At 67.0% G+C, this 26,423-nt stretch carries 20 protein-coding genes; 4 read left to right on the top strand and 16 right to left on the bottom strand.

All coding sequences use genetic code 11. The features are described from left to right. Window positions 1–207: 207 nt before the first annotated feature. The 9 genes from mutL to ACODTJ_RS01870 all read right to left on the bottom strand — a co-directional run bounded on the left by mutL (window position 208) and on the right by ACODTJ_RS01870 (window position 12,520). On the bottom strand, window positions 208–2,013 hold the full coding sequence (mutL, locus tag ACODTJ_RS01910; RefSeq protein WP_454657945.1) for a DNA mismatch repair endonuclease MutL: 1,806 nt from the start codon (window positions 2,011–2,013) through the stop codon (window positions 208–210). A 185-nt stretch (window positions 2,014–2,198) separates the two neighbouring features. After that, window positions 2,199–3,524, bottom strand: coding sequence for a glucose-6-phosphate isomerase (locus ACODTJ_RS01905; protein WP_454657946.1), 1,326 nt, complete (start codon window positions 3,522–3,524; stop codon window positions 2,199–2,201). 137 nt (window positions 3,525–3,661) lie between these two features. Next, on the bottom strand, window positions 3,662–4,957 hold the full coding sequence (locus ACODTJ_RS01900) for a M16 family metallopeptidase (RefSeq protein ID WP_454657947.1): 1,296 nt from the start codon (window positions 4,955–4,957) through the stop codon (window positions 3,662–3,664). Between the two features lie 56 nt (window positions 4,958–5,013). Continuing rightward, entirely contained in the window at window positions 5,014–6,303 is a 1,290-nt protein-coding gene (locus tag ACODTJ_RS01895; protein WP_454657948.1) for a M16 family metallopeptidase, read from the bottom strand. 128 nt (window positions 6,304–6,431) lie between these two features. Further along, entirely contained in the window at window positions 6,432–7,076 is a 645-nt protein-coding gene (locus ACODTJ_RS01890) for a hypothetical protein (protein WP_454657949.1), read from the bottom strand. Window positions 7,077–7,150: 74 nt separating this feature from the next. After that, on the bottom strand, window positions 7,151–7,633 hold the full coding sequence (gene lspA, locus ACODTJ_RS01885) for a signal peptidase II (protein WP_454657950.1): 483 nt from the start codon (window positions 7,631–7,633) through the stop codon (window positions 7,151–7,153). Then, window positions 7,633–10,779 carry an isoleucine--tRNA ligase gene (ileS, locus tag ACODTJ_RS01880; protein WP_454657951.1) on the bottom strand — a complete coding sequence of 1,049 codons (3,147 nt, stop codon included), beginning with the start codon at window positions 10,777–10,779 and terminating at the stop codon, window positions 7,633–7,635. The genes lspA and ileS overlap by 1 nt, the downstream gene beginning before the upstream one ends. 204 nt (window positions 10,780–10,983) lie before the next feature. Beyond that, the gene (locus ACODTJ_RS01875) at window positions 10,984–11,967 is read right to left on the bottom strand and encodes a bifunctional riboflavin kinase/FAD synthetase (protein ID WP_488847503.1); all 984 of its coding nucleotides are present in this window, start codon (window positions 11,965–11,967) and stop codon (window positions 10,984–10,986) included. A gap of 97 nt (window positions 11,968–12,064) precedes the next feature. Beyond that, window positions 12,065–12,520, bottom strand: a complete 456-nt coding sequence (locus tag ACODTJ_RS01870) for a MaoC family dehydratase (RefSeq protein ID WP_454657953.1) — start codon at window positions 12,518–12,520, stop codon at window positions 12,065–12,067. A gap of 227 nt (window positions 12,521–12,747) precedes the next feature. Between ACODTJ_RS01870 and ACODTJ_RS01865 the strand changes: the two genes are divergently transcribed. Then, complete coding sequence (locus ACODTJ_RS01865; protein ID WP_454657954.1) at window positions 12,748–13,134, top strand: response regulator; 387 nt, start codon at window positions 12,748–12,750, stop codon at window positions 13,132–13,134. A gap of 187 nt (window positions 13,135–13,321) precedes the next feature. Here the strand turns inward: ACODTJ_RS01865 and ACODTJ_RS01860 are convergent, their stop codons facing one another. From ACODTJ_RS01860 to ACODTJ_RS01850, 3 genes are all read right to left on the bottom strand, one after another. Beyond that, window positions 13,322–14,191, bottom strand: a complete 870-nt coding sequence (locus ACODTJ_RS01860; protein ID WP_454657955.1) for a TIGR01459 family HAD-type hydrolase — start codon at window positions 14,189–14,191, stop codon at window positions 13,322–13,324. A gap of 116 nt (window positions 14,192–14,307) precedes the next feature. Beyond that, window positions 14,308–15,792: an EAL domain-containing protein gene (locus tag ACODTJ_RS01855; protein WP_454657956.1), complete on the bottom strand. Its 1,485-nt coding sequence runs from the start codon at window positions 15,790–15,792 to the stop codon at window positions 14,308–14,310. Between the two features lie 136 nt (window positions 15,793–15,928). Next, window positions 15,929–17,689 (bottom strand): tetratricopeptide repeat protein, encoded by a 1,761-nt coding sequence (locus ACODTJ_RS01850; RefSeq protein WP_488847502.1) that lies wholly within the window; start codon window positions 17,687–17,689, stop codon window positions 15,929–15,931. Between the two features lie 179 nt (window positions 17,690–17,868). Between ACODTJ_RS01850 and aptA the strand changes: the two genes are divergently transcribed. Both aptA and ACODTJ_RS01840 read left to right on the top strand, forming a co-directional pair. Further along, a complete protein-coding gene (aptA, locus tag ACODTJ_RS01845; RefSeq protein ID WP_454657958.1) occupies window positions 17,869–19,209 on the top strand; it encodes an omega-aminotransferase AptA in 1,341 nt (446 codons plus the stop codon). Window positions 19,210–19,237: 28 nt separating this feature from the next. Then, window positions 19,238–20,344 carry a serine hydrolase domain-containing protein gene (locus ACODTJ_RS01840; protein WP_454657959.1) on the top strand — a complete coding sequence of 369 codons (1,107 nt, stop codon included), beginning with the start codon at window positions 19,238–19,240 and terminating at the stop codon, window positions 20,342–20,344. A 12-nt stretch (window positions 20,345–20,356) separates the two neighbouring features. Here the strand turns inward: ACODTJ_RS01840 and ACODTJ_RS01835 are convergent, their stop codons facing one another. Next, window positions 20,357–20,851 (bottom strand): peptide deformylase, encoded by a 495-nt coding sequence (locus ACODTJ_RS01835; RefSeq protein ID WP_454657960.1) that lies wholly within the window; start codon window positions 20,849–20,851, stop codon window positions 20,357–20,359. A 79-nt stretch (window positions 20,852–20,930) separates the two neighbouring features. Then, the gene (locus ACODTJ_RS01830; RefSeq protein ID WP_454657961.1) at window positions 20,931–21,704 is read right to left on the bottom strand and encodes an SDR family oxidoreductase; all 774 of its coding nucleotides are present in this window, start codon (window positions 21,702–21,704) and stop codon (window positions 20,931–20,933) included. A gap of 115 nt (window positions 21,705–21,819) precedes the next feature. Here ACODTJ_RS01830 and ACODTJ_RS01825 point away from each other — a divergent pair, with 115 nt between their 5' ends. Beyond that, complete coding sequence (locus tag ACODTJ_RS01825; RefSeq protein ID WP_454657962.1) at window positions 21,820–22,722, top strand: LysR family transcriptional regulator; 903 nt, start codon at window positions 21,820–21,822, stop codon at window positions 22,720–22,722. 10 nt (window positions 22,723–22,732) lie between these two features. Here ACODTJ_RS01825 and ACODTJ_RS01820 read toward each other — a convergent pair whose 3' ends face one another. Beyond that, window positions 22,733–24,934 (bottom strand): 3-hydroxyacyl-CoA dehydrogenase NAD-binding domain-containing protein, encoded by a 2,202-nt coding sequence (locus ACODTJ_RS01820; protein WP_454657963.1) that lies wholly within the window; start codon window positions 24,932–24,934, stop codon window positions 22,733–22,735. Window positions 24,935–25,089: 155 nt separating this feature from the next. After that, complete coding sequence (locus ACODTJ_RS01815; RefSeq protein ID WP_454657964.1) at window positions 25,090–26,298, bottom strand: acetyl-CoA C-acetyltransferase; 1,209 nt, start codon at window positions 26,296–26,298, stop codon at window positions 25,090–25,092. Window positions 26,299–26,423: the final 125 nt, after the last annotated feature.

The following is a 26,423-nucleotide window of genomic DNA, read 5'->3' as shown; positions in this document are numbered from 1 at the left end:
TCCGCACGGTTTTTTTGAGCTATTTCGTTGTATTCCCGATAGTTGCGTGGGTTGCATATCCAATCGCGAAGTCGGCCTTTGGCATGGCCACTCCGTACTTGCTCATAGCTATTTGCGGTGCGGTGTTACTGTGGGGATGGTTTCGAGAGCGCCGTCGAAGATCGATCCGCTAGAGTCTCTAACGGGTCGAAAGCAGACGCTCCCCCTTCACCTTCTCCCGAACAGCCGCTCGATATCCGAGAGCTTCAATTCGACATAGGTCGGCCGGCCGTGGTTGCACTGGCCGGAATTGGGCGTGATCTCCATCTCGCGCAGCAGCGCGTCCATTTCCTCGGGACGCATGCGGCGGCCGGCGCGGACCGAGTTGTGGCAGGCCATCGTCGCCAGCACATGGTCGAGCCGGCGCTCCAGCGAGCCGGCCGTGCCATGTTCGGCAAGCGCATCGGCGACATCGCGGACGAGGCGCTGGAGATTGCCGCCGGCAAGCTGGCTCGGCGCCTCGCGCACCAGCACCGCGCCGGGGCCGAAGGATTCAAGCACGAGGCCGAGGCTTTCGAGTTCGCCTCCCGCTGCTATCAGCCGGTCGGCATCGACGGGGTCGAGCTCGACCACTTCCGGCAGCAGCAAGGGCTGGCGGGCGATGCCGTTGCGGGCGCGCTCGGCCTTGAGGCGTTCATAGACAAGGCGCTCATGGGCGGCGTGCTGGTCGACGATAACGACGCCCTCGCGGGTCTGGGCGACGATATAGGTCTCGTGGACCTGTGCGCGGGCAGCGCCGAGCGGCCGGTCGAGCGCGTCCGCCGAGGGCTCGGCGAGATGCGCGCGGGCATCGGCGGACGGCGCGGCGAAATCGGAGAAGCCGGATTGCGGGGCGCTCGTCGGGATCGGGGAAGGAGCACTCCAGGCGGACGCCTGCGGGAAAGAGGCGCGCGGGATCGCGTTGCTGCTGCCGCCCATCGAGAGCACGGCGCGGAAGGCATCGAGCGTGCGCGCCCCGCCCGTCGTAGTCGCGCGGTGGCCGGCGGCGGCGAGCGCCGCCTTCAGGCCGGTGACGACGAGGCCGCGGACCAGAGCGGGATCGCGGAAGCGCACCTCGCTCTTGGCCGGGTGGACGTTGACGTCGACCGAGCGCGGGTCACAGCCGATATCGAGGAAGAGCACCGGATGGCGGTCCGAGGGCACGACATCGGCATAGGCGCCGCGCACGGCGGACAGGAGCAATTTGTCACGCACCGGGCGGCCGTTGACGGAGAGATGCACGCCGGCCGAGGTGCCGCGATGGAAGGTCGGCAGGCCGGCGAAGCCGGAAATGTGGAAGCCCTCGCGCTCGGCCTCGATGCGCAGCGCGTTCTCGGGGAAATCACGACCGAGCGCGCGGCCGAGGCGGCGCAGCAGGCCCTCCTCCCCGATCGGCTCGGCCGGCCAGTCGAAGGCGCTGATATGCTCGCCTTCGAGCGAGAAGCGGATTTCGGAATGGGCGATGGCGAGGCGCCGGAGCATTTCGGAGACGGCCTGCGCTTCGGCCCGGTCGCTCTTCAGGAATTTCAGGCGGGCCGGCGTGAAGATGAAGAGGTCCGAGACCTCGATGCGCGTGCCGGGCGCGGCGGCAACGGGGCGGACGACGCCCTTCTCGCCGGCTTCGACCACGAGGCCCGAGCCCTGAGCGGCATCGCGCCGGCGCGTCGCGATCGAGAGCCTTGCGACCGAGCCGATCGAGGGCAAGGCCTCGCCGCGGAAGCCCAGCGTGTCGATGGCGAAGAGATCGCCGTCGGGGAGCTTCGAGGTGGCATGGCGGTCGACGGCGAGTTCGAGGTCTTCCGGCGTCATGCCGGCGCCGTCATCGACGACGCGGATCAGTTCGCGTCCGCCGCCCTGGATAGTCACGGCGATCGAACGCGCGCCGGCATCGATCGCGTTCTCGACCAGCTCCTTCACGGCGGCAGCCGGCCGCTCGATCACCTCGCCGGCGGCGATGCGGTCGACCAGGACGGGATCGAGGCGGCGGACGGTCATGGCTTCTTCGTCGTTACGGTGCGGAGCGCTCAACCTTTGTCATTCCGGGGCTTCGTGTCAGCGAAGAACCCGGAACCCACGGCTGGGCAAGGCGATCCAGCTAGCCTGGAAAGGGCTCACCCAGTCGTGGGTTCCGGGTTCGGCTCTGCGAACCGCCCCGGAATGACAACGGGCGCGCCTGCGACTCAGGCCCGCCCTTCGGCAAGATAGCGCTTGGCCAGGAGCTTCGCCTCTTCCACCGCCGGCTGGTCGAACGGATCCACGCCCATGGCGTAGCCGGTCAGGATCGTCTCCAGCATGAAATGCATCAGCATCTCGCCATGGCTGGTCTCGTCGATGCGCTCGACATGGAAGCGGCGGACCGCGCAGCCGTTCTTGGCGAAGGTGTCGATCATCGCGATGCCTTGCGCCGCGACGAGGTCGCCGATCGTCTTGCCGGCGAAATCGGCCTGGCCGATCTTCTCCGCCAGGGCGGCGTCGATCTGCGGGCCCTTGCCCTTGACGCTGGTGGTGATGACCGTGAAGAACTTGTCCTTGGGGCCGGCGAGATAGAGCTGCTGCTGCGAATGCTGGTCGACGGGGCCGAGCGCGCCGACGGGCTGCGTGCCCTGCCCGTCCTTGCCGAGGCTCTCGGCCCAGAGCTGCATCCACCAGCGGGTGAGCAGCGCGAGCTTGTCGGCATAGGGCATCAGCACGGCGATGTTCTTGCCGGAACGCATGGCGGCGAGATGCAGCGCGGCCCCGATCGCCGCCGGCGTCTCGCGGACGTCCTTGCCGGCGAAGAGCGGCGCGACCGCCCGGCCAGCGCCGAGCCGGAGCGCCTCGATATCGAGACCGAGCACGGCGGCCGGCAGCAGGCCGCAATTGGTCAGGACGGAATAGCGGCCGCCGACATCGGTATGATGCTCGAGGAAAGGCGTGCCGAAGGGTTCGAGCAGCGCGCGCAGGGGATGCAGCTTTCCGGGCTTGGCCGGCTCGGAAAGCCCTTCGAAATGCGCGCCGATCTGCTGATCCGAGAGATGCGCGCCGCGCAAGGCCTCGATCGCGGCTATCGATTGCAGCAGCGTCTCGCCGGTGCCGCCCGATTTGGAAATGGCGACGAACTTGGTCGTCTTGAGCGGCAGCTTGGCGAGCAGCGCCGCATAGGTCGCCGGGTCGAGATTATCGATGAAATGGACGCGCACGCCGGAGGCGAACTGCGAGAGACCGGCAATGCCGTAGCCGGTGAGCTGCGCCAAGGTCTGGCCGCCGAGGCTGGAGCCGCCGGTGCCGAGCACCAGCACGTCGGTCGTGCCGCCGGATTTCAACCGCTCGGCAGCGGCCTTCACGGGACCGAGATCAGCGGTGTCGCTCGGCAGCTTCAGCAGCGGGAGCGAACCGTCCTTCGCCTGCGCCTGCAACTTCGCCAGCGCGGGCTTGAGATCGGCCAGCGCCGTCTCGAAGGCCGCATCGGGAATGCCGCCCTTGCCGACCTTGGACTCGAGCGCGAGATCGAAGCTTTGCTGGAGCATGTAGACCTATCCGTATCGACGAGAAGACGAAGGCTAGAGCATCAGACTGAATATCATATTCAGTCTGATGCTCTATTTTTTGATGCTGCATCGGCTTCCCGAAAACCGCGCTCCACTTTTCGGGCCGATGCTCGCGTTCAGACCAGGGCGACAGGCCTGCCAACCGCCTGCACGAGCAGTTCGGAGTTGCCGAACAAGCGCTGCGCGACGCGCCTGACATCGGCGAGCGTCACCGCCGCGAAGAGGCCGTTGCGGCGGGCGAGGAAATCCGGCGTGTCGCCGCGCAGCGCCAAGGCCAGCAATTCGCCCGCGATCTTCGGCGAGGTGTCGAAGCGCAGCGGATAGGAGCCGATGATGTAGCGCTTGGCTTCCTCGACTTCGTGCTCGGTCGGGCCTTCCTCGGCCAGATTCAACATCTCCTCACGGATGACCTTCATCGATTCCGCGGCGCGGTCGTTGCGGGTGGCGGTGCCGCCGACCAGCATCGCGCTCTCGCGCAGCGGCATCAGGCTGGAGGAAACGCCATAGGCAAGCCCGCGCTTCTCGCGCACCTCCATGAACAGGCGCGAGGTGAAGGCCGAACCGCCGAGGATGTGGTTCAGCACGCTCGCGGCGATGAAATCCGGATCGTCCCACATCAGGCCGGGACCGACGAAGCGCAGCACGGTTTGCGGCACGTCGAGATCGATGACATGGGTCTGGCCGAGGCCCTGAATCGGCAGGGGCTGAGCGGGGCGCGGGCGCGCTTCGCCCACGGGCAATTCACCGAAGAGTGCATCCAACCGCCCGGCCAGTTCGGCCGCGGTGATATCCCCGACCACGACGATCTTGAGGCCCGCACGGTCCATCAGCGTGGGCCGCAGCGCCTTCAGCGCAGGAGCTTCCAGCCTGGAAACGCTGTCGATATCGCCCTTCTCGGGCCGGCTATAGGCATGCCCGGGGAAGGCGGCGGCATAGAGCGCGTTGCGGCACATCACCTCGGGATTCTTCGCCTGGCGCTGCAAACCGGCGATGATCTGGGCCCGGACGCGGGCGACGGCGTCGGCATCGAAGCGTGGCTTATTGAGCGCCAGCCCGAGCAGGTCGAAAGCCGTGTCGCGATGCGTGGAGAGCGTCTGGAGATAGCCGTGGAAATCGTCGCGGCGGGCGTCGAAACCGAGGCTGATGGCGTGGTCGGCCATGCGGCCCTGAAAGGCCTCGGCGTCGAGATCGCCAGCGCCCTCGTCGAGCAGGCCGGAGATCAGATAGGCGCTGCCGGCGGCATTCTCGGGATCGCGGCTGGCGCCGCCGTCGAAGGCGAAATCGACCGCGATCAGCGGCAGGCTGTGCTCCTCGACCAGCCAGGCCTCGACCCCACCGGGTGAGCGGACGGTCTGGACGGCGATGGCGGGGCCGGCCGTGTTGAGCTTCGGCGTCGGAATCGGGGCGTTCATGTCGCTTCCTGTCGGCGGGACGCGAGGCCCGCCCGTTCGAACGAGGGACGGCGGCGTCAGGCCGGCAGCAGCAGGCCGGTGACGCTGCGATCAGGCTTGAGATAGCGGCGCGCAGCCTCGATCACCGCATCGCGGCTCACAGTCTCGATGCGCTCAGGCCAGGCGAGCACGTCCTCGACGGTCTCGCCCACAGCCAGAGCCGAGCCGAAGATGCGGGCGAGCGAGGACTGGTTGTCGCGGGCGAAGACCGTCTCCGCCACCAGCCGGGTACGGGCACGGGCCAGCTCCAGTTCGCTCGGCCCTTCCGCCAGGAAGGTGGCAAGCGCCGCATCCAGCCCCGCCTCCATTGCCGCCATCTCGACGCCGGGGCGCGGGCTGGCAGAGATCTGGAAAGCGGCGCGGTCGACCATCGAGCCCATGAAATAGGCGCTGGCGCCGGCTGCCAGCTCGTCCTCGACGCAGAGCTTGCGATAGAGCCGCGAGGTCGTGCCCCCGCCGAGGATCTCGGCGACGAGTTCGAGCGCCAACACCTCGTCGCGCTCGCCGCTCGTATAGGTCGGGCTCAGCCAGCCGCGCCGCAAAGAGGGCTGCTGCACGCGCGGGTCGTTGAGCTGCACGCGGCGCGAAGCGCGGGGTTCCGGCTCGATCGGGCGGGAGCGGATGGGCGCCGCGCCGCGGGCCGCGATCCTGCCATAGGTCTCCTCGGCGAGACGGCGGACCTCGGCGGCATCGGTATCGCCGGCGACGACGAGGATCGCGTTCTCGGGCGTGTAGAAGCGCTGGTAATAAGCGAAGGCATCATCCCGGCTCAGGCGCTCGATCTCGTGCTCCCAGCCGATGATCGGCGTGCCGTAGGGATGGTGGAAGAACAGCGTCGCCGAGAATTCCTCGCCGAGCTGAGCGGCGGGATCGGAATCGACGCGCATGCGCCGCTCCTCCAGCACCACGTCGCGCTCGGGGGCGACCACGCTCTCGTCGAAGGAGAGGCCGGTCATCCGGTCGGCCTCGTAATCCATCATCGCGCGCAGATGCTCCTTCGGCACGCGCTGGAAATAGGCGGTGTAGTCGAAGGAGGTGAAGGCGTTCTCCTGACCGCCGTAACCCGCGACGATCTTGGAGAACTCGCCGGCCGGCCAGGCTTTCGTACCCTTGAACATCAGGTGCTCGAGGAAATGTGCGATGCCCGACTTGCCGGCCGGATCGTCAGCCGAACCGTTGCGGTACCAGACCATGTGGGTGACGACCGGGGCACGCCGGTCCCTGACCACCACGACATCGAGGCCATTGGCCAACCGGAAGGATTCGACCGGCTCCGCCTGGTCGGTCCGGTGCGCATGGATGTTCACCTGATGCCGTCTCCTCGATCGAAAAAGGGCGAGCGCGACGCGCCCGCCCTTCATGACAACTTGGTCGGGCGACCCTGCTTCGGCAAGGGGCGATCGCAGCAGACGATCACGCTCTCGCCGATGGCGGCCTACGGCCGCATCACCGGCCCACGCCCGGCCGCGAACTCGCGGATGCCGGGATCCTGCGTATCTTCAACCGGACCACGCGCACCCGGGCCGACGGCGGCCGTCGCAGCCGGGCGACGATAGCCCGCCGGCGGCTCCGCGAGCGTGCGACGCGGCGGCTCGGAGCCATAGGCGGCGGCGTTCTCGTCGACCTTGGCCTGACGCGCTGCCATCTCGCGACCGACCACGATCGGCTTGATGATGTTGTTGTAGTTGCTGTCGTCTTCGCTAAACAGAGGTCCCCTCGACTGACGCGTCGTCCGACCTTGGCGAATCTCCTCAGCCGACAGGCGGGCGTTGTTCCGGAGGCCGTGAGGTTCCACGTAAGGCGCCGGATTGGCCGCATCCTTGCGGCGCTGGACATCCGGATCGTTCGGCCAGGCGGCGTTGCGCTCGCTGGCCGCCTGCTGCGGGCGCGGCAGCGTCGAATTCGGCGGGACAACCAGCGGCGCGCGAGCGCGATAGTCGATATCGGCCCCTTCGCCCTTGCCGAAGACGCCCTGCATGAAGTTGTAGATGAGCGAGCCTTCCTGCGCGAAGGCCGGTGACGCCCCGAGCACAAGCCCGCCGGCGATGAGCAGATGAGCCACGCGGATGCGTTTGGCCATGTCAAAACTCCCTTCGGACAATCTCGCCCCGTCTCAAACCCCAGACGAACGGCAAAACAATGGCGAAACCGTCGTTAAGCTGCTTTTTCCACGCTTGGGCGGAAGGACTCATATAGCAGGCCGAGCACTCCGACAACGATCGCAACGTCGGCGATGTTGAAGATATACCAGCTGAAGCTGCCCCAGTGGAAATGGACGAAGTCAACGACCGCGCCATAGACGGCGCGATCGACCCCGTTGCCGAGCGCTCCGCCGATGATCAGCGCGAGGCTGAACACGGAGAAGCGCTGCGGCTCGCGCCACATCCAGCGCCAGAGCCAGATCGCCGCGACGAAGGAGATGACGACGAGGAACCAGCGGCCGAGATCGGTGCCCTGCTGGAACAGGCCGTAGGAGATGCCGCGATTCCAGGCCAGTACGATCGTCAGGAAGGACGTCAGATCGTACGGCCCGTTCTCGGCCAGCCCGACGCTGTAGAGCAGCCACGACTTCAGGAGCTGATCGGCGATGAAGACGACCAGGACGACGACGAGGCCGAGGCGACGGGCGGGCGTCATCAGGCGCGCACTCCCAGCTCCTTCAACGCCTTCGCATCGCGCGGCGTGACCTGGGGATAAGCCTTGTCGGCCGTCGCCGGATCAAAATACTTCCAGGACCGGGCGCATTTGATGCCGGCCGCACGATGCGGCACGACCGCGACGCCCGGCACGTCGGCGAGGCGGAAGGCATCGGCCGGCCCCTCACCGCTTTCGACGCGGATGCCCGAGGTGATGCTGATCTCGGCGAGATCGGCGCCGGACAGGGCCGCGTAGAGGTCGGCGTCCGAGACGAAGACCTGCGGCGCCGCCTCCAGCGAGGAGCCCAGGCGCTTGGCCGCACGCTCCAGTTCCAGAGCGCCGGTGACGACGCGACGCACGCGGCGGATCTTGGCCCAGCGCTCGGCCAGCTCCGGATCGAGCCAGCTCGCCTTGGCCGTGACGAAGCGCTCGAGATGGACCGAGCCCTCGCCCGCCTTCTGGTCGGGGTAGCGATCGAGCCAGGCTTCCTCGGCGGTGAAGACCAGGATCGGCGCGAGCCAGGTCGTCAGGCAGCGGAAGAGATGGTCGACGACGGTGAGCGCGCTCTTGCGGACATGGCTCGACAGCGGATCGCAGTAGAGCGCGTCCTTGCGCACGTCGAAATAGAAGGCCGAAAGCTCGGTGTTCATGAACTGCGAGAGCAGGAACACGACCTTCTTGTAGTCGTAGGCGCGGTAGGCTTCCTCGACCTGCGGGCCAAGCTCGGCGAGGCGGTGCAGCATCAGCCGCTCCAGCTCCGGCATGGTCTGCAAGTCGGAGACGCGGACATCTTCGCTGAAATGGGCGAGCGTGCCGAGCATCCAGCGCATGGTGTTGCGCAGCTTGCGATAGGTCTCGACGAAGGTCTTGAGGATTTCCTTGCCGATGCGCAGGTCGTCCGAATAATCGGCGGCCGCGACCCAGAGGCGTAGGATATCGGCGCCGCTATCCTTGATGATGTCCTGCGGAGCGGTGACGTTGCCCTTCGATTTCGACATCTTCTCGCCCTTCTCGTCCAGGCAGAAGCCATGGGTGAGGACGATGTCGTAGGGCGCCCGGCCGCGCGTGCCGCAGCTCTCGAGCAGGCTCGAATGGAACCAGCCGCGATGCTGGTCCGAGCCTTCGAGATACATCACGCGGTCCTTGCCACCATCGCCACGGCGGCGCGCGCGCAGGTCGGCGCGCTTCTCCAGCGTGAAAGCATGGGTCGAGCCGGAATCGAACCAGACGTCGAGCACGTCGGTGACGCGCTCGTACTGCGCCGGATCATAGCCGAAGGGCTTGAGGAAGCGGGCACCGTCGAGATCAGTGAACCAGGCATCCGCGCCCTCGGCCTCGAAGGCCTCGGCGATGGCCGCGTTCACGCGGTCATCGACCAGGATGTCCTTCGTTTCCTTCTGGACGAAGACGGTGATCGGCACGCCCCAGGCGCGCTGGCGCGAGACGACCCAGTCCGGCCGGTTGGCGATCATGCCGGTGATGCGGTTCTCGCCGGCGGCGGGCACCCACTCGGTTTCCTTGATCGCCTTCAGCGCGCGGTTGCGCAACGTGTCGGCGTTATGCCCCGGCGCGACCTGCCCCCTCTCCCCTTGCGGGAGAGGGTTGGGGTGAGGGGTCGCGCCGACCTCACCAGAAGCGTCGCGAGACCCCTCATCCGTCATCGCTGACGCGATGCCACCTTCTCCCGCAAGGGGAGAAGGGAAGGAGCCGATCGGCTTGTCCATGGCGATGAACCATTGCGGCGTATTGCGGAAGATCACCGGCTTCTTCGAGCGCCAGGAATGCGGATACTGATGCTTCAGGCGGCCACGCGCGATGATGTTGCCGGCCTCGACCAGCGCCTTGATGACGACGTCGTTGGCGTTGCCCTTGTCGCCCTTGTCGGTGATGACCTGCGCGCCCTCGAAGCCCGGTGCTTCCTTGGTGAAGCGGCCATCGGCGTCGACGGTGTAGGGGATGCGGGTCTCGATGCCGCGTTCGGTGAGCTGGCGGCCATTCGCCATCCAGACGTCGAAGTCCTCGCGACCATGGCTCGGCGCCGTGTGGACGAAGCCGGTACCGGCATCGTCCGTGACATGGTCGCCGTCGAGCAGCGGAACGTCGAAATCATAGCCGTGGCCGCGCAGCGGATGGGCGGTGGTCAAGCTGGCAAGCTGCTCGGCGGTGACATCCGCGACGAGTTCGAAGGCCTCGACCTTGGCCGCCTTGAAGACGCTCTCGGCGAGGTTCTTGGCAAGGATATAGGTCGCGCCAACCTTGGCCCAGTTGTTCTCAGGCGCTGCTGTCACCTTATAGAGGCCGTAGGCGACCTTATGGCTGTAGGAGATCGCGCGATTTCCTGGGATCGTCCATGGCGTGGTCGTCCAGATGACAACGGACGCGCCCGCAAAAGGCAGCGCGTCTAGCGGGGGCCAACCAGGACCATCACCCACCATTTGCTGCACCGGAAAAGCCACGAAGATCGTGTCGCTGACATGCTCCTCGTACTCGACCTCGGCCTCGGCCAACGCGGTCTTCTCGACCACCGACCACATCACCGGCTTGGAGCCGCGATAGAGCTGGCCGGTTTCGGCGAATTTCATAATCTCGCGGGCGATCTGCGCCTCGGCCGGGTAGGCCATGGTCAGGTAGGGATTGGCCCAGTCGCCCTCGACGCCCAAGCGCTTGAACTCCTCGCGCTGGACATCGACCCAGTGCTCGGCGAAGGCGCGGCACTCCCTACGGAACTCGACGACCGGAACGTCGTCCTTGTTCAGGCCCTTGGCGCGGTACTGCTCCTCGATCTTCCATTCGATCGGCAGGCCGTGGCAGTCCCAGCCTGGGACATAGTTGGAATCATAGCCCAGCATCTGCTGCGAGCGCGTGACGAGGTCCTTCAGCACCTTGTTCAGCGCATGGCCGATATGGATGTTGCCGTTGGCATAGGGAGGGCCATCGTGGAGCACGAATCTGTCGCGCCCCTGCCCCGCTTCGCGCAGTTTGCGGTAGAGATCCATCTTGGCCCAGCGGGCGAGCAGCTCCGGCTCGCGCTGCGGCAGGCCGGCCCGCATCGGGAACTCGGTCTGGGGCAGGAAGAGCGTCTGGGAATAGTCGACGCCGTCGGCAGCGGTCTCGGAGGCTTTGGCGGTGTTGGTCTTGTCGGTCATCATCCGGCTCGGACAGTCGGGACGGCGGGCCGGTCAGGGGCCTCGGGCGTCCACTCTTGAAACGGGAAAAGCGGTCTTCAACCCGGACTGCGCAAGCGCCCGCGCTTGTCTAGCGCGAGGCGGCAGCCGGGCCCGTAATTCGCCGGGACAAATCGATCAGCATGGCGCGTTCTGCGGGCATGGAGGGCTTCTAGCAGGCGCGGCTCAAGGAAGGAAGGCCGGCGTCTTCGCCAGAATGTCGCGTGCGCGGGCGCTGTCGGCGTCCATCTGGGCGATCAGGGCCTCGAGCGTATCGAACTTCTCCTCGCCGCGCAGCCAGTCGGCGAAGGCGACGTCGACGCGCTGGCCATAGAGATCGCCGGAGAAATCGAAGACGAAGGTTTCCAGCCGCGGCGCACCGTCATCGAAGGTCGGGCGGCGGCCGAAGCTCGCGACACCATCATGCCAGATGCCGTCGATCTTCATCCGGACCGCGTAGATGCCATGGCGCAGCCTGCAGTCGCGGGCGAGCTGCATGTTGGCGGTGGGATAACCGAGTTCGCGCCCGCGCTTGTCGCCATGGGCGATCAGCCCGCGGACCAGCCAGGGTCGGCCAAGGAATTCCGCAGCGCGCGCGACATCGCCGGCTTCCAGCGCCGTGCGGATCAGCGTCGAGGAGACAGGCTCGCCCTTCCAGCTGAAAGGCGGCACCACCGCGACCGGAATGCCGGCAGCCAGGCCGTGGGCCTGCAGCATCTCGGGCGAGCCGGTCCGGCCCTTGCCGAAATGAAAGTCGTAGCCGCAGACGAGGCCGGTGGCACCGAGCCTGCCGATCAGCAGGTCATCGACGAATCTTTCGGCCGGGATCGCGGCGATGTCGCGATCGAAGGGCAGGACGAAGACCTGAGCAAAACCGGCCTCCGTCAACCCTTCGAGCTTGAGCTGCGGCGAGGTCAGCCGAAAGACCGGTTCTTCCGGGCGGAAGACGCTGCGCGGATGCGGCTCGAAGGTGAAGGCCGCGGGCCGAGCCCCGCGCTCGGCGGCGAGCGACGCGGCGCGACGAGAAAGCTCAGCATGGCCGCGATGGACGCCGTCGAAATTGCCGAGCGCCAGGACGGCGCCGCGCAAGGCTTCGGGAACGGGCTTGTCGAGGTCGAGGACCACGGCCGTCGGCTCGGGGCGCGGCGGCTCATCGGCTTGGGATGGCATCAATCGGGAACGTCCACCTGCCCTTGAAACACGGGCGTTGACCGTCTTTGCGGCGAAGGCCGGCGGGGCGTCAAGGTCGCCGGATCGCGAAAAGGCCTCAGCCGCGCGGCTTCGGCGGCATGGCGACCCAGGCCTCGCCCTCCATCACCGCCTTGCCGTCGACGAGGCATTCACAGAAGAAGCGCACCCGGCGGCGCTCGGCCACCAGCTCGACGACCTCGACGCGGGCTGTGACGACATCGCCGATCTTGACCGGAGCCAGGAAGGTCAGGGTCTGCGAGAGATAGACGGCGCCCGGCCCCGGCAACCGCGTGCCGAGCAAGGCGGATATGAGGCTCGCCGTCAGCATGCCATGGGCGATTCGCTGGCCGAACTTGGTCCCGGCGGCGAAATGGTCGCAGAGATGGATCGGGTTGGCGTCGCCCGAGAGTTCGGCGAAGAGCGCGACGTCACGCTCCATGACGGTCCGCATCAGGCTTTCGCTGCGGCCGATGGCCAGATCCTCGAAAGCGTGGACGGTGTAGAGCCCGCCAGATATCGGCTGAACTGTCATGGGTCCCGCGCGGCCCGTGGGCCTGTGCCCTCCTGTCTGCAATCGAGTTAAGCATCTCGCAACCGCAACATCAGCGCAATTGGACTTTGGTGCGGCGCACCAACCTGCCCTTACGTTAGTTCGCAATCGGATTAACCGCTTCGCAAGGCGCGGCAGCTATCTACTCAGGCGAGCGGCACGGCGCTGGTATCTTCCAGCACCGCAACCGTCATGCCTGGAGCATCAGAATGGCTCTCGACCCGTCCATGCCGATCCTCGTCGTCGACGACTACCAGACGATGGTCCGCATCATCCGCAACCTGCTGAAGCAGCTCGGCTTCGAGAACGTCGACGATGCTTCGGACGGCACGGCCGCCATCTCGAAGATGCGCGACAAGAAATACGGCCTCGTGATCTCCGACTGGAACATGGAGCCGATGAGCGGCTTCGAGCTGCTCCAGAAGGTTCGCGAGGAGACGGCGCTGGCGGAAACGCCCTTCATCATCGTCACAGCGGAATCGAAGACCGAGAACGTCGTCGCGGCGAAGAAGGCCGGCGTCAGCAACTACATCGTCAAGCCGTTCAACGCGCAGACGCTGAAGACCAAGATCGAGTCGGTCTGCGCGGCAGCCTGAAGCCCAACAGATAGCTTCTGTCGAGAACCCACAGCCCTCATCCTGAGGAGCAGCCGTAGGCTGCGTCTCGAAGGATGTTCCAGGTGGCTCGGGTGCTTCCCGAAGCATCCTTCGAGACGCCATTCCTGCCGAAACGGCTCCTCAGGATGAGGGCCCAGGATCATTCAAACGGCTTTCTACCGCCGTCTCACCAGACCAGATGCGGCATCGCATAGGCCGGGCGATGCGTCTGCCGGCCGAACCAGCCGTGACGCTCTTCCCATGACGCTTCCATCAGATCCTGGGCATGGATGCCGGCCAGCACCATGATGCCGGCCGCGCCGAAGGCGTCGGCACCGGCGATATCGGTCCGGATCGCATCGCCGACCGCGCAGACCCTGTCGCGGGAGATCGCGGCTCCCCGGGCCCTTTCAGCGGCCGCCACCGCCGCCTCGTAGATCGGCCGATGCGGCTTGCCGGCATAGATCGCCCGCCCCCCGATCTCCTCATAGGCGAGGGCGACCGAACCGGCGCAGGGAATGATGCGCCCGCCGCGCTCGACCACGAGGTCGGGATTGGCGCAGATCAGCGGCAGCCCGCGCGCGGCAAAGCCGGCAAGCAGATCGGCATAGGTCGCGGCCGTGTCCTTCTCGTCGTCGAACAGGCCGGTGCAGAGCACATAGGCCGCTTCGTCGGGGGAGACTTCGCGCACGTCGAGCCCGGCGATCAGCGGCAGGTCGCGATCGGGGCCGAGGCGGAACATCGGCTCGCCCGCCCGCTCGCGAATCAGCGAGCGGCAGACATCGCCGGAGGTGACGATCGCATCCCAGGCCTCGCGCGGCACGGCGAAGCCATCGAGCTGGCCGACGATGACATCGGCCGGGCGCGGGGCATTGGTGACGAGGACGACGCTGATGCCGCGCTCACGCATCCGCATCAGCGCCGCGACCGCGTCGCGATAGGCGGCAACGCCGTTATGGACCACGCCCCAGACGTCGCACAGGCAGAGATCGAAGCGGTCCGCGACCTCGGAGAAACCCGAAAGCGGAATGGTGGAAGCGATCCCCGATGGCGACACTGTCTTGATCTCCGGCGATGATTGTCAGCGACGGGCGAGCTTCGCCCCTCGACAAGGTCTGATCTAGACGGGTTTCGCCGGAAGCGGAACCGGAGAGCGCAGGAAACGGCCGTGCGTCAGGCGCTGGCGCGGCGCAGCACGGCCCTGAACGGCAGCCGTTCCGGGCGCGCATCCTGCGGGGCCGGCTCGGAAACGGCGGCTGGAGATTGTGCAACCCGATCCTGGCCGAGCAACCGATCGACGATGCTCTCCGGCGGCCGGGAGGGCGCGGCCGGCGCCGGCGGGGGCGCAGGCGCGGGTTCCGGCTCGGCGAAGACTTCGGGCTTGACCGGACGCGGCGGCGAGAAGGCCTGCCCCTGCCCCATCGCGGCGCCGAGCTCGATCATGTCGGCTGCTGCGGGATTGTCCTCGACCTGGTCCGCGACGAGGGTGATCGAGACGCGTGCAAGCAGGGTGGCGAGATCGCCCGCGTCGATATCGCTCTGGATCCGGCCGTCGAGATGGGCCTGCAGCAGCGCGGCCGGCGCCTTCACATAGCGGACGCCGCGATCGAACAGGGCGCTCGGATCGAGGCGCAGGTCGACGAGTTGATCGAGCGCGAAACGCACCCCGTTCGCCGACATGGCGCCGAGCAGGCCGAGACTGGTCGGGTCAAGCGCGCGGAACACCGCCTGCGGCATCTCGATGACCAGATGCCCCGTATGCTCGCGGTACTTGTCGAGGATGCGGGTCAGGGCCGCCAGCGCGCGCGACGAGTTCCAGGTCGCATTGCTGAAATTGCAGGAGACGAAGATGCCGCCGTCCTTCGCGCCGAGATGGCGCGCGATCGCCAGCGCCCGCGTCAGGACGAGCGCATCAAGCGTCGGCCCGAAGCCCCGCGTCTCGACGGTCTCGATGAATTCGTGCGGCAGCAGCAGCGTGTTCTCGTCCAGCCGCAGGCGCGCCAGCGCCTCATAGCCGCAGGTCCGGCGCTGCGGCAGCGAGACGATCGGCTGCAGATGGACTTCGAGCGCACCCTCGCCGAGGGCCTTGCCGATCAAGGCAGCACGTTCGGCTTCCGCTTCCTCCCGCGCCGCAGCGGCGGCAGCGGCCCGTTCGGCGGCAAGCTTTTCGGCTCGCTCCCGGCGCGCCGCTTCCGGATCGAGCGCCACCTCGGGCACGGGCGCAGGCACTGCGACGGCAGGTTCCGGCAGGCGGGCCAGGACTGTCTCGTGGTCGGCCAGTGTCGTCGCGACCTGATGAATCAGGTCGCCGAGCAGGCCTACCTCGGCCGTCAGCTCATGAATCGCAGCGCGCGCAGGCGCGGCATCGGCGTCGCGCATCGGCATCTGCTGGACACGCTGCGACAGGGCATCCAGGCGAATGGCGTTGGTGGCGAGCCGGACCTTGACCTCGCCGAGACCCGCCATGGCCTGCTCGTGCCGGGCAAGGCCGCGGTGTTCGAAGGCCCGCATCGCCAGCATGAGCCCGGCTCCGGACGCGAGCAGGCCGAGCGCCGCGCCAAGTCCACCGGGAAGCAGGATCGCGACCGCAGCGCCGGCCGACAGACCGGTCACGGCGCCGGCAAGAGGAGGCAGGGCTTTCAGGCGGGCAGGTGCCACGGCAGCGCTCGCGCTATGTCAGGGAATCGGAATGGGAACGAATCACGGTAACAGCCGGCAGATTAACCTTGCCGGCGCGGTTATGCGAGCGACGCGCCTCATTCCCGCCACACCCGCCCCTCGACCCCAGCGGGACTTATGGCTTGCTCAGGCCGAGCGCGGAGAGAATCTTGTCGATCACCGACGGGGCGAATGCTCTCCGCTGCAGGAAAGCGCGCGGGTCCTGCCCGAAAAGCGGGGCTTTCTCGATGAGCTGAGCGATCGCCTTCGCCTGCTTCTCCGGATCGTTGTCAGCCGCCGCCTTGAGCGCCTGACCGAGCAGGCTGAGCTGGCTCGTATCCGTGGCCAGCATTGCGGCATGGCTCTCAGACGCCTTTCCCGCACCGATCAGATAGGCGCCGAGGAATGCATAGAAGTCGTAGCGCGGCGAGTGGGCGACACTCAGCGACGTCGCACGCTCCAGCAGGGGGAGCCCTTCGAGCGGGCGATCGAGCCGGACATAAAGCGCGCCGACATCCGCCAGAATATCCGGATCATAGGGATTGCGGGCCTGCGCCTCGCGGCCCATCTGGATTGCCTCGTCGGTTGCGCCGCGCAGCAGCAGCACCTTCATCATGGCCTGATAGGCCCGCGCTCCGGAGGGCGCGAGGCGGATAGCCGTCAGCGCCGCCGCAAGAGAACGGTCGAGCGGAGGCCGCGAGGCGTCAGTGTCGCTGTGCGGACCATCGCCCTGCGGGGCGGCGGCCGTGCCGTGCTCGCCGAGCGTTATGATCGCAAGATGGGCCCAGCCCGGGTAGAAACCCGGATCCTGCTCCACCAACTGGGCAAGGCAAAGCCGCGCGGCCTGATGCAGCTCCGGCAGCATCACACGGCGCGCGTCGAAAGCCTTCAGGATGCAGCGGATGGCGGGAGACGGAGCGGACTGACGCGCGTCGGCGGGAATGATGCCAAAAGGCTCCGTCAGCCGCGTCGCCAGCCGGCGCGCCATCTCGGCGAGATCACCTTCCTGGAGCGCGGCCAGCGACGTCCGGCTCGACGACGCGGTCCAGACGATGCGCCCGTCCCGCACGGAGCGCAGGCGACCCAGCCCTTCCGCCTCGCCATCGATGCCCTGGGCGTCGATCTCCAGGAGGTAGTCGACCTCGTCCGAAAGAACAGCTTCGGGCGGCAATGTCTTGATCGTCACGAGATCGTCGAACCGGGCCATGGCATCGACGAGCAATGCCGAGAAGCGGCGCAGGACATCGGCCAGCCTCGGATCCGAAGGCCGATTGGGAATCGCAATCGCGACGCGCAGCAGGGAAGGCCCCGCCAAGGCGTCGGACCGTGCGCCGGCAGCTTGCTCGCTCGCGGCAGGCTTCACCGCCGCGGGCCGGATCGGCTCGCGCGCCGGCCCCAGATACCACCAACCCAGCGCAAGCAGCCCCAGCGCGAGCGCGGCGAGGGTCAGGTGTGTCCAGCGGCGGGCCGTGCGCCGGTCCGGTTCAGGCGCCTCATCGGTGAATTCGGTCGCAACCCGGTTCCCCTCCCCGCCGAACCAGGTGAAAACCGGGACATAGCCGCCGACCGGCATCGATATCTGCACGGGATCGCCGCGGCCGTCGCCCGCATAGTACTGTGCCAGGGCCCGCCGCAGCCGCCCGGCCTCGACGCGAACGATGGGATCGAGCTGCGGGTTGAAATCGGCGGGGCGACCGAGCCCCTCAACCGCGATCGTATAGCCCTTCAGCTCGGCCGCGCGCCCCTCGACCGTGCGCTCGACGACGAAGCTCAGAAAGGCCGAAAGCTGGGGAGCGGCCCGAAAGGCATCCGAAACCAGGACACGGTCGAGACCCGCGCGAATGATCGCCGCGGCCCGTACATCCAGCCGTCCAGGATCATCTACGCCTTCCGTCATCGGGGTCCATTCTCATTGTGCCCCTCAAGCGGGGATTGTACGCCATCGGCGACCTAACGTCATCCACAAGCAGGTTCGTGCCGTCATCCGCTGGGCGCAGCCATCCTCGGCCATGATGGCGATTTACAGGCGGCTTGCTCCTGCTAGCTTCAACCAAGGTTAATCCACAGGGGTTTCGAATGACGTCCGCATCCTCCGCCATCGCCACGCCGAACGATCTCGAAGCCTACTGGATGCCGTTCACGGCCAACCGGTCGTTCAAGAAGAACCCGCGCATGGTCGCGCGCGCCGAGGGCATGTTCTACTACACGCCCGACAACAAGCCGGTCATGGACGGCACGGCGGGCCTGTGGTGCTGCAATGCCGGCCATGCCCGCGAACCGATCATCCAGGCGATTCAGGCCCAGGCGCGAGACCTCGACTACGCCCCCTCCTTCCAGTACGGCCACCCCAAGGTCTTCGCCGCAGCCGCCCGCATCGCGGCGCTGGCGCCGGGCGATCTCGACCATGTCTTCTTCGCGGGCTCCGGCTCGGAAGCCGGCGATTCCGCGCTCAAGATCGCGCTGGCCTACTGGAACGTCACCGGCAAGGCCGCCAAGACCCGCCTGATCGGCCGCGAGCGCGGCTACCATGGCGTCGGCTTCGGCGGCATCTCGGTCGGCGGCATGTCGAACAACCGCAAGTTCTTCGGCTCGCTGCTCACCGGCGTCGACCATCTCGCCCATACCTATGACCGCGAAAAGCAGGCCTTCAGCAAGGGCGAGCCGGAATACGGCGCGCATTTCGCCGATGATCTCGAGCGCATCGTCGCGCTGCACGACGCCTCGACCATCGCCGCGGTGATCGTCGAGCCGATGGCGGGCTCCACCGGCGCGCTGCCGCCGCCGAAGGGCTATCTCAAGCGCCTGCGCGAGATCTGCGACAAGCACAACATCCTCCTGATCTTCGACGAGGTCATCACCGGCTTCGGGCGCCTCGGCTTCGCCTTCGCCGCCGAGCGCTACGGCGTGATCCCGGACATGATCACCTTTGCCAAGGGCGTGACCTCCGGCACGGTGCCGATGGGCGGCGTCATCGTGCGCAAGCACATCTACGACGCCTTCATGGGCGGGCCGGACAACGTGATCGAGCTGTTCCACGGCTACACCTATTCGGGCCATCCGCTGGCGGCCGCCGCCTGCCTGGCGACGCTCGACATCTACCGCGACGAAGGCCTGTTCGAGCGGGCGCGCGCGATGGAAGGCGCCTGGGCCGATGCGGTGATGAGCCTGAAGGGCGAACCGAACGTCGTCGACATCCGCACGCTCGGCATTGTCGGCGCCGTCGATCTCGCGCCGCGGGCCGATGGCGTCGGCAAGCGTGCGTTCGAAGCGATGGACCGCCTCTTCCGCGAAGAAGGCCTGATGGTGCGGACAGCCGCCGACACCATCGCCTTCTCGCCCCCGCTGATCATCTCGGAGAGCCAGATCGAAGAGTTGATCGACAAGCTGCGCCGGGCGATCCGGGCGGTGGCGAACTGAGGCAGCGATAGGCTGGGATTTGCTGAACATGGATCGACGCACGTTCCTCACCGGTGCGAGCGCGGCCCTCGTGGCGCGCTCGGCCACGGCGCAAGCGCCGACTCGCCAATGGCAATCCCAGTCTCTCACCGAGGCGGGATTCAAACCCGATGCGAGCGAGCGCCTTGAGAAAGCCTTCGCCGACGGCGAACTGAAGGGGCTTCACGGGCTGGTCGTGCTCAGGCACGGCAAGATCGCGATGGAGCACTACTTCACCGGCCCAGACGAGATCTGGGGCGACAGCCGTGGCACCGTAGCCTTCAACGCCGACGAGCTCCACGATCTCCGCTCGGTCTCGAAGAGCATCGTCGGGCTGATCTACGGCATCGCGCTCGGCGAGGGACACGTTCCGAAGCCGGACGCGCCGGTGCTGGCGAGCTTCCCGGATTATCGCGATCTCGCTGCCGATGCGGACCGGCAGCGCATCAAGATCGAGCATGTGCTGACCATGAGCATGGGCCTCGCCTGGGACGAGAGCCTGCCCTACACCGATCCGCGCAACAGCGAGATCGCGATGGAGCGGGCGGCCGATCGTTACCGCTTCATCCTCGAGCAGCCGATTACCCGCCCGCCCGGCGAGACCTGGACCTATAGCGGCGGCGCCACGGCCCTGCTGGGCCATCTCGTCGCCAAGGGCTCCGGCCAGCGCCTCGGCGCCTATGCTTCGAGCCGCCTGTTCGCGCCGCTCGGAATCGGCAATTTCGTCTGGACGAACGGCATGGATGGGAAGGAGGAAGCCGCGGCCTCGGGCCTGCGCCTGCGTCCGCGCGACCTTGCCGCGATCGGGCAGCTTCTGCTCGACAAGGGCAGCCATGGCGGCCGGCAGATCATACCGGCCGACTGGGTGGAGCAGGCCCTCACCCAGCGCGCGCAGCGACAGGACGGGACCGGCTACGGCTATCAATGGTATCTCGGCCGCGACCGTGCCGGAAATGCCTGGTACGGCGCCGAAGGCAATGGCGGGCAACGCCTCATCATCGCGCCCAAGCAGCAGATCGTCATCGCCGTGACGGCGGGGAACTACAATCTCCCCGGCAATTCGCGGCTGCCGCTGCGCGTGGCGAGCGAGTTCGTCTTCGGCGCCCTCGCCCAATAGGCGGCGTGCCGTTCAGACGCGCCGGAGCTTGTTGTAGCGGGCGATCAGCCTGTCGCGCTTGAGCCGCGACAGGCGGTCGATCCAGAAGACGCCGTCGAGCTGGTCGATCTCGTGCTGATGGCACACAGCCAGCAGGCCGTTCGCCTCCTCGACATGCTCCACCCCGTCGAGATCGTGATAGCGCACCCGGACATGGGCGTGGCGCTCCAGTTCGTCGGTGACGCCCGGCATCGAGACGCTGCCCTCGACATGGCGGATGGTCTCCCGCGAGACGCCGTCCAGCACCGGATTGGCATAGGTCCGGACGTCGCCGGGCGTCAGCTCCAGCACGACCAGCCGCAGGGACACGCCGACATGCGGCGCGGTGATGCCGATGCCGGGCGCCGCCCGCATCGTGTCGAGAAGATCGGCCGCGAGCTCGCGCAGATCGGCGTCGAAGCGCGTGACGGGCGCGGCCGCCACGCGCAGGCGCGGATCGGGAAAGCTCAGGATCGGTCGTGGAGGCATGCGTAGGCTCGGTCTTCGCTATCCCTGTTCGGTTCCCGCTTCCTAACGGATCGCGGGTCCCGACCCCAGCGGAGCATTCTCACTTCGTCGTGTAGCCGCCATTCACCAGGATCGTCTGGCCGGTCATCCACCAGCCATCCGAGACGAGGAAGCGGACCCAGGGGACGATATCCTGGATGTCGGTCAGCCCGGTCTTCGAGAAGGGCGAGAGCGCGGCGGCCGTCTTGTGATAGGCGACCGCGTCGGCGCCTTCGGCGGGGTAGAAGAACGGCGTGTCCATCGGGCCGGGGCCGATCGCGGTCACCGAGATACCGCGGGCGCCGAACTCCTTGGAGGCAGCGCGGGTGTAATGCTCGACCGGCGCCTTGGTGCCGGCATAACTCGCATAGAAGGGCGTGTAGGCACCGAGCAGCGAGGTCACCAGCGTGCAGACCTTGCCATTGTCGCTGACATGCTTCCCGGCCTCCTTGAGGAAGAAGAACGCCGTCTTCGAATTGACCGCGCTCATCTCGTCGAACTCGGCCTCGCTGATTTCGACCATCGGCTTCTTCAGCACCTTGCCGACCGTGTTGACCGCAATGTCGATCGAGCCCATCGCCGCCTTGGCGTCGGTAAAGAGCTTCTCCATCGCAGCCGCCGAGGTCAGGTCAGCCTGGAAGGCATGGGCCGCCGCACCGGCAGCCTTGATCGCCGCGAGGGTCTGCTCGGCCTCGGCCTTGGCCGGAGCACTGTTGTAGTGGATGGCGACGGCCTTCGCGCCCTGCACCGCCAGGTCCTTCGCCAGCAGGCCGCCGAGATTCTTGGCGCCACCGGCGATCAGGACCGTCTTACCCTTGATGCCGTGATCGGCCATCGCATGCTCCTGTTCGCTGCAATCGATGGCCACAACATATCGTCCCGAAATCGGCTATAAAGATTTTGATCAGGACATCACTGGTCAAGAATCGCGAACAATATGGAGCGCCGATTTGGACCGCATCGACCTCTTCCGCATCTATGCCCGCGTCGTCGAATGCGAGAGTTTCACCCAGGCTGCCAAGGCGCTCGGACTGCCGCGTTCCTCGGTCTCGGCGGCGGTCGCCACCCTCGAACAACGGATCGGCACGCGGCTTCTCCACCGGACGACGCGGCGGGTCTCGGCGACGCAAGATGGCGCAGCCTTCTACGAGCATTGCGCAAGGCTTGTCGCCGATGTCGAGGAAACCGAGGCGCTGTTCCGTCATGGCACGGCGAGCCCTGCCGGGCGCCTGAGGATCGATGTGCCCGGCCGGATCGGGCGCCTGATCATCGCGCCGGCCCTGCCGGATTTCCTCGCCCGCTATCCCGAGATCGATATCGACCTCAGCGTCACCGACCGGGCAAGCAACCTGATCGAGGACGGCATCGACTGCGTGCTGCGCGTCGGTCCCTTAAGCGATTCAGGACTGATCGCGCGTGCGGTCGGGGAATTGCCGCTGATCAATGTCGCAACTCCCAGCTACCTCGCCGCCCATGGCACGCCCGGACATCCCGGCGAACTCGACGGACACAAGGCCGTCAACTACGCCTCGCCGTCGACGGGGCGGATCGAACCCTGGGAATGGCTGGAGGATGGCGCGGTTTACAGCCGCGCGCTGCCCGGCCGCGTCACCGTCAACAGCGCAGAGGCGTACATCGCCTGCTGCCTCGCCGGGCTCGGGCTGATCCAGATCCCGGCCTATGATGTCGCCGAGCATCTCGCGGCGGGCGAGCTCGTCGAGGTGATGCCCCGGCACCGGGCTGCGCCGATGCCGATGACATTGCTCTATCCCCACCGCCGGCACCTGTCGCGCCGGCTGCAGGTCTTCGCGGACTGGCTCGTGGCGCTATTGCGCACGAGATTAGCGGCGTGAGCCGGAAGGCTCAGGCCACCTTCTTCTCGGCTGTGCCGTAGAAGCTCTCGCCGGTCTTGGCCATGCGCTTCAGCAGGCGGTTCGGCTTGAAGCGCTCGCCATGGGCCTTGGCCAGCTTCTCGCAAAGCTTCACGAAACCGGCCGCGCCCATATTGTCGATATAGGACAGCGTGCCGCCCGAGTAAGGCGCGAAGCCGAAGCCAATGATCGAGCCGACATCGGCCTCGCGCGGATCGGTGACGACGCCTTCCTCATAGGTCTTCGCGGCTTCGAGCGCCTGCGTCACCAGGAGGCGGTGCTTCAGCTCCTCCATGTCGACGCTCTCGGGGTCGAGCCGCTTGCCGACGAGGTCGGCGAGACCCGGCCAGAGCCGCTTCGGCCCGGCTTCCGGATAATCGTAGAAGCCCTTCCGGTTCTTGCGGCCCAGCCGCCCGTGCTTCTCGACCATGTCGGCGAGCAGCTTCTCCTGCGCCGGATCGACCGCACCCTCGCCGAGCTGGGCCTGGGTCGCCTTCAGCACCTTGTAGGCGAGATCGACCGCGACCTCGTCATTGAGCGATAGCGGGCCGACCGGCATGCCGGCCTGCTTGCCGGCGGCCTCGATCATCGCCGGCGGCACGCCCTCCATCAGCATGAGGTGGCCTTCGCGGATGTAGTTGCCGACGCAGCGATTGGCATAGAAGCCCCTGACGTCGTTGACGACGATCGGCGTCTTCTTGATGGCGCGGACGAAGTCCAGCGCCATGGCGAGCGCCTTCTTGCCGGTCTTCTTGGCCATGATGACCTCGACCAGCAGCATCTTCTCGACCGGCGAGAAGAAATGGATGCCGATGAAATTCCTCGGCCGCTGGCTGGTCTCGGCGAGGCCGGTGATCGGCAGCGTCGAGGTGTTGGAGCCGAAGATGGTGCGAGGACCGACCACGGCCTCGACCTTGGCGATGACCTCAGCCTTGACCTTCGGGTCCTCGAAGACCGCCTCGACGATCAGGTCGCAGCCTTTGAGATCGGCATAGTCGGCCGAGGCCTTGATGCGGCCGAGCAATGCGTCGCGATCGGCGGTCTTGGCGCGGCCCTTCATGATCTGGTCGGAGACCAGCTTGTGCGAGTACGCCTTGCCCTTCTCAGCCGCCTCGATGTCGCGGTCGACGAGCACGACCTCAAGGCCGGCATTGGCGGTGACATAGGCGATGCCGGCGCCCATGAAGCCGGCACCGATGACGCCGACCTTCTTGAGCTTGGACGGCGGCACGTCAGCCGGGCGGCGGGCGCCCTTGTTGAGCTCCTGCATCGAGACGAAGAGCGAGCGGATCATCGAGGCCGCCTCCTTCGTCCGGAGAATCTTGGCGAAATAGCGGCTCTCGACCTTGAGGCCGAGATCGATCGGGAGCTGCAAGCCCTCATAGACCGCGCAGAGGATGGCGCGTGCGGCCGGGTAGTTGTCGTTGGTCTCGCGGCGATAGATCGCGCTGGCCGGCGGCCAAATCTGCATGCCGGCCGGCGAATGCACCTTGTTGGAGGGCAGCTTGAAGCCCTTCTGGTCCCAGGCTTGAGTCGCCTGCGGGTTGGCCTTGAGCCAGTCCTTGGCGTTCTGGACGATGTCGGCACGCGGAGCGACGGCGTGGACGAGGCCGGAATTGCGCGCCGGCAATGCCTTCACCTGCTCGCCCTTGAACATCATCTGGAGCGCGTCGCCGGTCTGCATCAGGCGCGCCACGCGCTGGGTGCCGCCGGCGCCCGGAAACAGCCCGACCTTGATCTCGGGCAGGCCGACGCGGGTCGAGGCATCGTCAGAGACGACGCGGTACTGGCAGGCGAGCGAGAGCTCGAAGGCGCCGCCGAGGCAGACGCCATGGATCGCCGCGGCGAAGGGTTTCCCGCAGGTCTCGAGCTTGCGGTAGAGTTGGCTGAGCTTGCGGCTCTCGTCGAAGAAGCTCTGCATCGCGACCGCCTCGCCCTTCTCCTTGGCGAGCGTCACATAGAGATCGCGCAGGCCCTGAAGCATGGTGAGGTCGGCGCCGCCGGAGAAGCTCTCCTTGCCGGAGGTGATGACGCAGCCCTTGATGGCTTCATCGCCCGCGACCTTGTCGACGATCTGGTTGAGCTCTTCCATCACCTGCGGGGTGATGACGTTCATCGAACGGCCCGGCATGTCCCAGGTCGCGACGGCAATGCCGTCGGCGTCGGTCTCGAAGCGGAAATTGGTGAGGTTCATGGACGTTCCCTCCGGTGGGTCGGGTCATCCCGGACGCCGCCGCGCGGCGATCCGGGATCGTCATCAGGAAAAGGCGGTGCTGGGAGCTAGCTCGTCACGCGGTCCCGTGTCTGCGCAGCGGCACTTCGCGCCGCGGCGCGCACGGGAAGACAGCGCTAGACCCGCTCGACGATGGTGGCGACGCCCATGCCGACGGCGACGCAAAGCGTCACCAAAGCGGTCTGCTTGTCCTGCCGCTCCAGCTCGTCGAGCACGGTACCCAGCACCATCGCGCCGGTCGCGCCGAGTGGGTGGCCCATGGCGATGGCGCCGCCGTTGACGTTCAGGATGGCGTCGTCGATGTCGAGCGCCTGCTGGTAGCGCAGCACGACCGAGGAAAACGCCTCGTTCAATTCGAACAGGTCGATATCCCCAATCGACATGCCGGCCTTCTTCAGCACGCGCTCGGTGACGTCGACCGGGCCGGTCAGCATCAGCGCGAGATCGGAGCCGACAGTGGCAAAGGCCTTGATGCGGGCACGGGGCTTCAGGCCAGCGGCCTTGCCGGCCTTCTTGGAGCCGACGAGCACGGCGGCCGCGCCATCGACGATGCCCGACGAATTGCCGGCATGGTGGACGTGGTTGACGAACTCGACATCCGGGTGCGCCGAGGTCGCGACGGCATCGAAGCCGCCCATCTCGCCCATCTGGACGAAGGAGGCCTTGAGCGCGGCCAGCGTCTGCATGTCGGTGCCGGGACGGATCGTCTCGTCGCGGTCGAGGATGACGAGGCCGTTGACGTCGGTGACGGGGATCACCGAGTTCTTAAAGCGGCCTTCGGTCCAGGCCTTGGCGGCGCGCTGGTGCGAACGTACGGCGAAAGCGTCGACATCGTCGCGCGAGAAGCCGTATTTGGTCGCGATCAGATCGGCCGCGACGCCCTGCGGCATGAAGTAGGTGTCGATGGCGACGCTGGGGTCGACCGCGATGCCGAAGCCCGAAGCGCCCATGCCGACGCGCGACATCGACTCGACGCCGCCGCCGATCGCCATCTCCTTCTGGCCGGACATGACCTGCGCTGCGGCAAGGTTCACCGCATCGAGGCCCGAGGCGCAGAAGCGGTTGATCTGGACGCCCGGAACTTCCTTGCCGTAGCCGGCCTTGAGCGCCACGGTGCGGGCGATGTCGGCTCCGGCCTCGCCGACCGGGTCTACGCAACCCATCACCACATCCTCGACGAGGAGCGGATCGAGACCGTTGCGGTCCTTGATCGCGCGCAGGGCCTGAGTGCCGAGCTCGATCGCCGTGACTTCGTGAAGCGAGCCGTCGGCCTTGCCCTTGCCGCGCGGCGTCCGGACGTGATCGTAGATGAATGCGTCTGCCATCGAGGGATCTCCCTGGCCTGCCGCGACCGGCGGCTTGTTGTCGTGCCGGACGTCGTGGTCGGTCTTGAACCGACCATCTTCCTATCCAGCGAACTCATCAAGAGATGCCCGGGGGCGAGCCCGGG

Source organism: Allobosea sp. FG18 (assembly GCF_057809495.1).
The sequence above is the reverse complement of the archived record's forward strand: the minus strand, read 5'-3'. Positions and strand labels throughout refer to the sequence as shown.

Excerpts from the sequence above, each read along its gene's own strand:
- lspA (WP_454657950.1), bottom strand. The coding sequence starts at position 7,633 with ATGACGCCCGCCCGTCGCCTCGGCCTCGTCGTCGTCCTGGTCGTCTTC.
- mutL (WP_454657945.1), bottom strand. The coding sequence starts at position 2,013 with ATGACCGTCCGCCGCCTCGATCCCGTCCTGGTCGACCGCATCGCCGCC.
- ACODTJ_RS01850 (WP_488847502.1), bottom strand. The coding sequence starts at position 17,689 with ATGACGGAAGGCGTAGATGATCCTGGACGGCTGGATGTACGGGCCGCG.
- ACODTJ_RS01840 (WP_454657959.1), top strand. The coding sequence starts at position 19,238 with ATGGATCGACGCACGTTCCTCACCGGTGCGAGCGCGGCCCTCGTGGCG.
- ACODTJ_RS01870 (WP_454657953.1), bottom strand. The coding sequence starts at position 12,520 with ATGACAGTTCAGCCGATATCTGGCGGGCTCTACACCGTCCACGCTTTC.
- aptA (WP_454657958.1), top strand. The coding sequence starts at position 17,869 with ATGACGTCCGCATCCTCCGCCATCGCCACGCCGAACGATCTCGAAGCC.
- ACODTJ_RS01815 (WP_454657964.1), bottom strand. The coding sequence starts at position 26,298 with ATGGCAGACGCATTCATCTACGATCACGTCCGGACGCCGCGCGGCAAG.
- ACODTJ_RS01875 (WP_488847503.1), bottom strand. The coding sequence starts at position 11,967 with ATGCCATCCCAAGCCGATGAGCCGCCGCGCCCCGAGCCGACGGCCGTG.
- ACODTJ_RS01820 (WP_454657963.1), bottom strand. The coding sequence starts at position 24,934 with ATGAACCTCACCAATTTCCGCTTCGAGACCGACGCCGACGGCATTGCC.
- ACODTJ_RS01830 (WP_454657961.1), bottom strand. The coding sequence starts at position 21,704 with ATGGCCGATCACGGCATCAAGGGTAAGACGGTCCTGATCGCCGGTGGC.
- ACODTJ_RS01900 (WP_454657947.1), bottom strand. The coding sequence starts at position 4,957 with ATGAACGCCCCGATTCCGACGCCGAAGCTCAACACGGCCGGCCCCGCC.
- ACODTJ_RS01865 (WP_454657954.1), top strand. The coding sequence starts at position 12,748 with ATGGCTCTCGACCCGTCCATGCCGATCCTCGTCGTCGACGACTACCAG.
- ACODTJ_RS01835 (WP_454657960.1), bottom strand. The coding sequence starts at position 20,851 with ATGCCTCCACGACCGATCCTGAGCTTTCCCGATCCGCGCCTGCGCGTG.
- ileS (WP_454657951.1), bottom strand. The coding sequence starts at position 10,779 with ATGACCGACAAGACCAACACCGCCAAAGCCTCCGAGACCGCTGCCGAC.
- ACODTJ_RS01905 (WP_454657946.1), bottom strand. The coding sequence starts at position 3,524 with ATGCTCCAGCAAAGCTTCGATCTCGCGCTCGAGTCCAAGGTCGGCAAG.
- ACODTJ_RS01890 (WP_454657949.1), bottom strand. The coding sequence starts at position 7,076 with ATGGCCAAACGCATCCGCGTGGCTCATCTGCTCATCGCCGGCGGGCTT.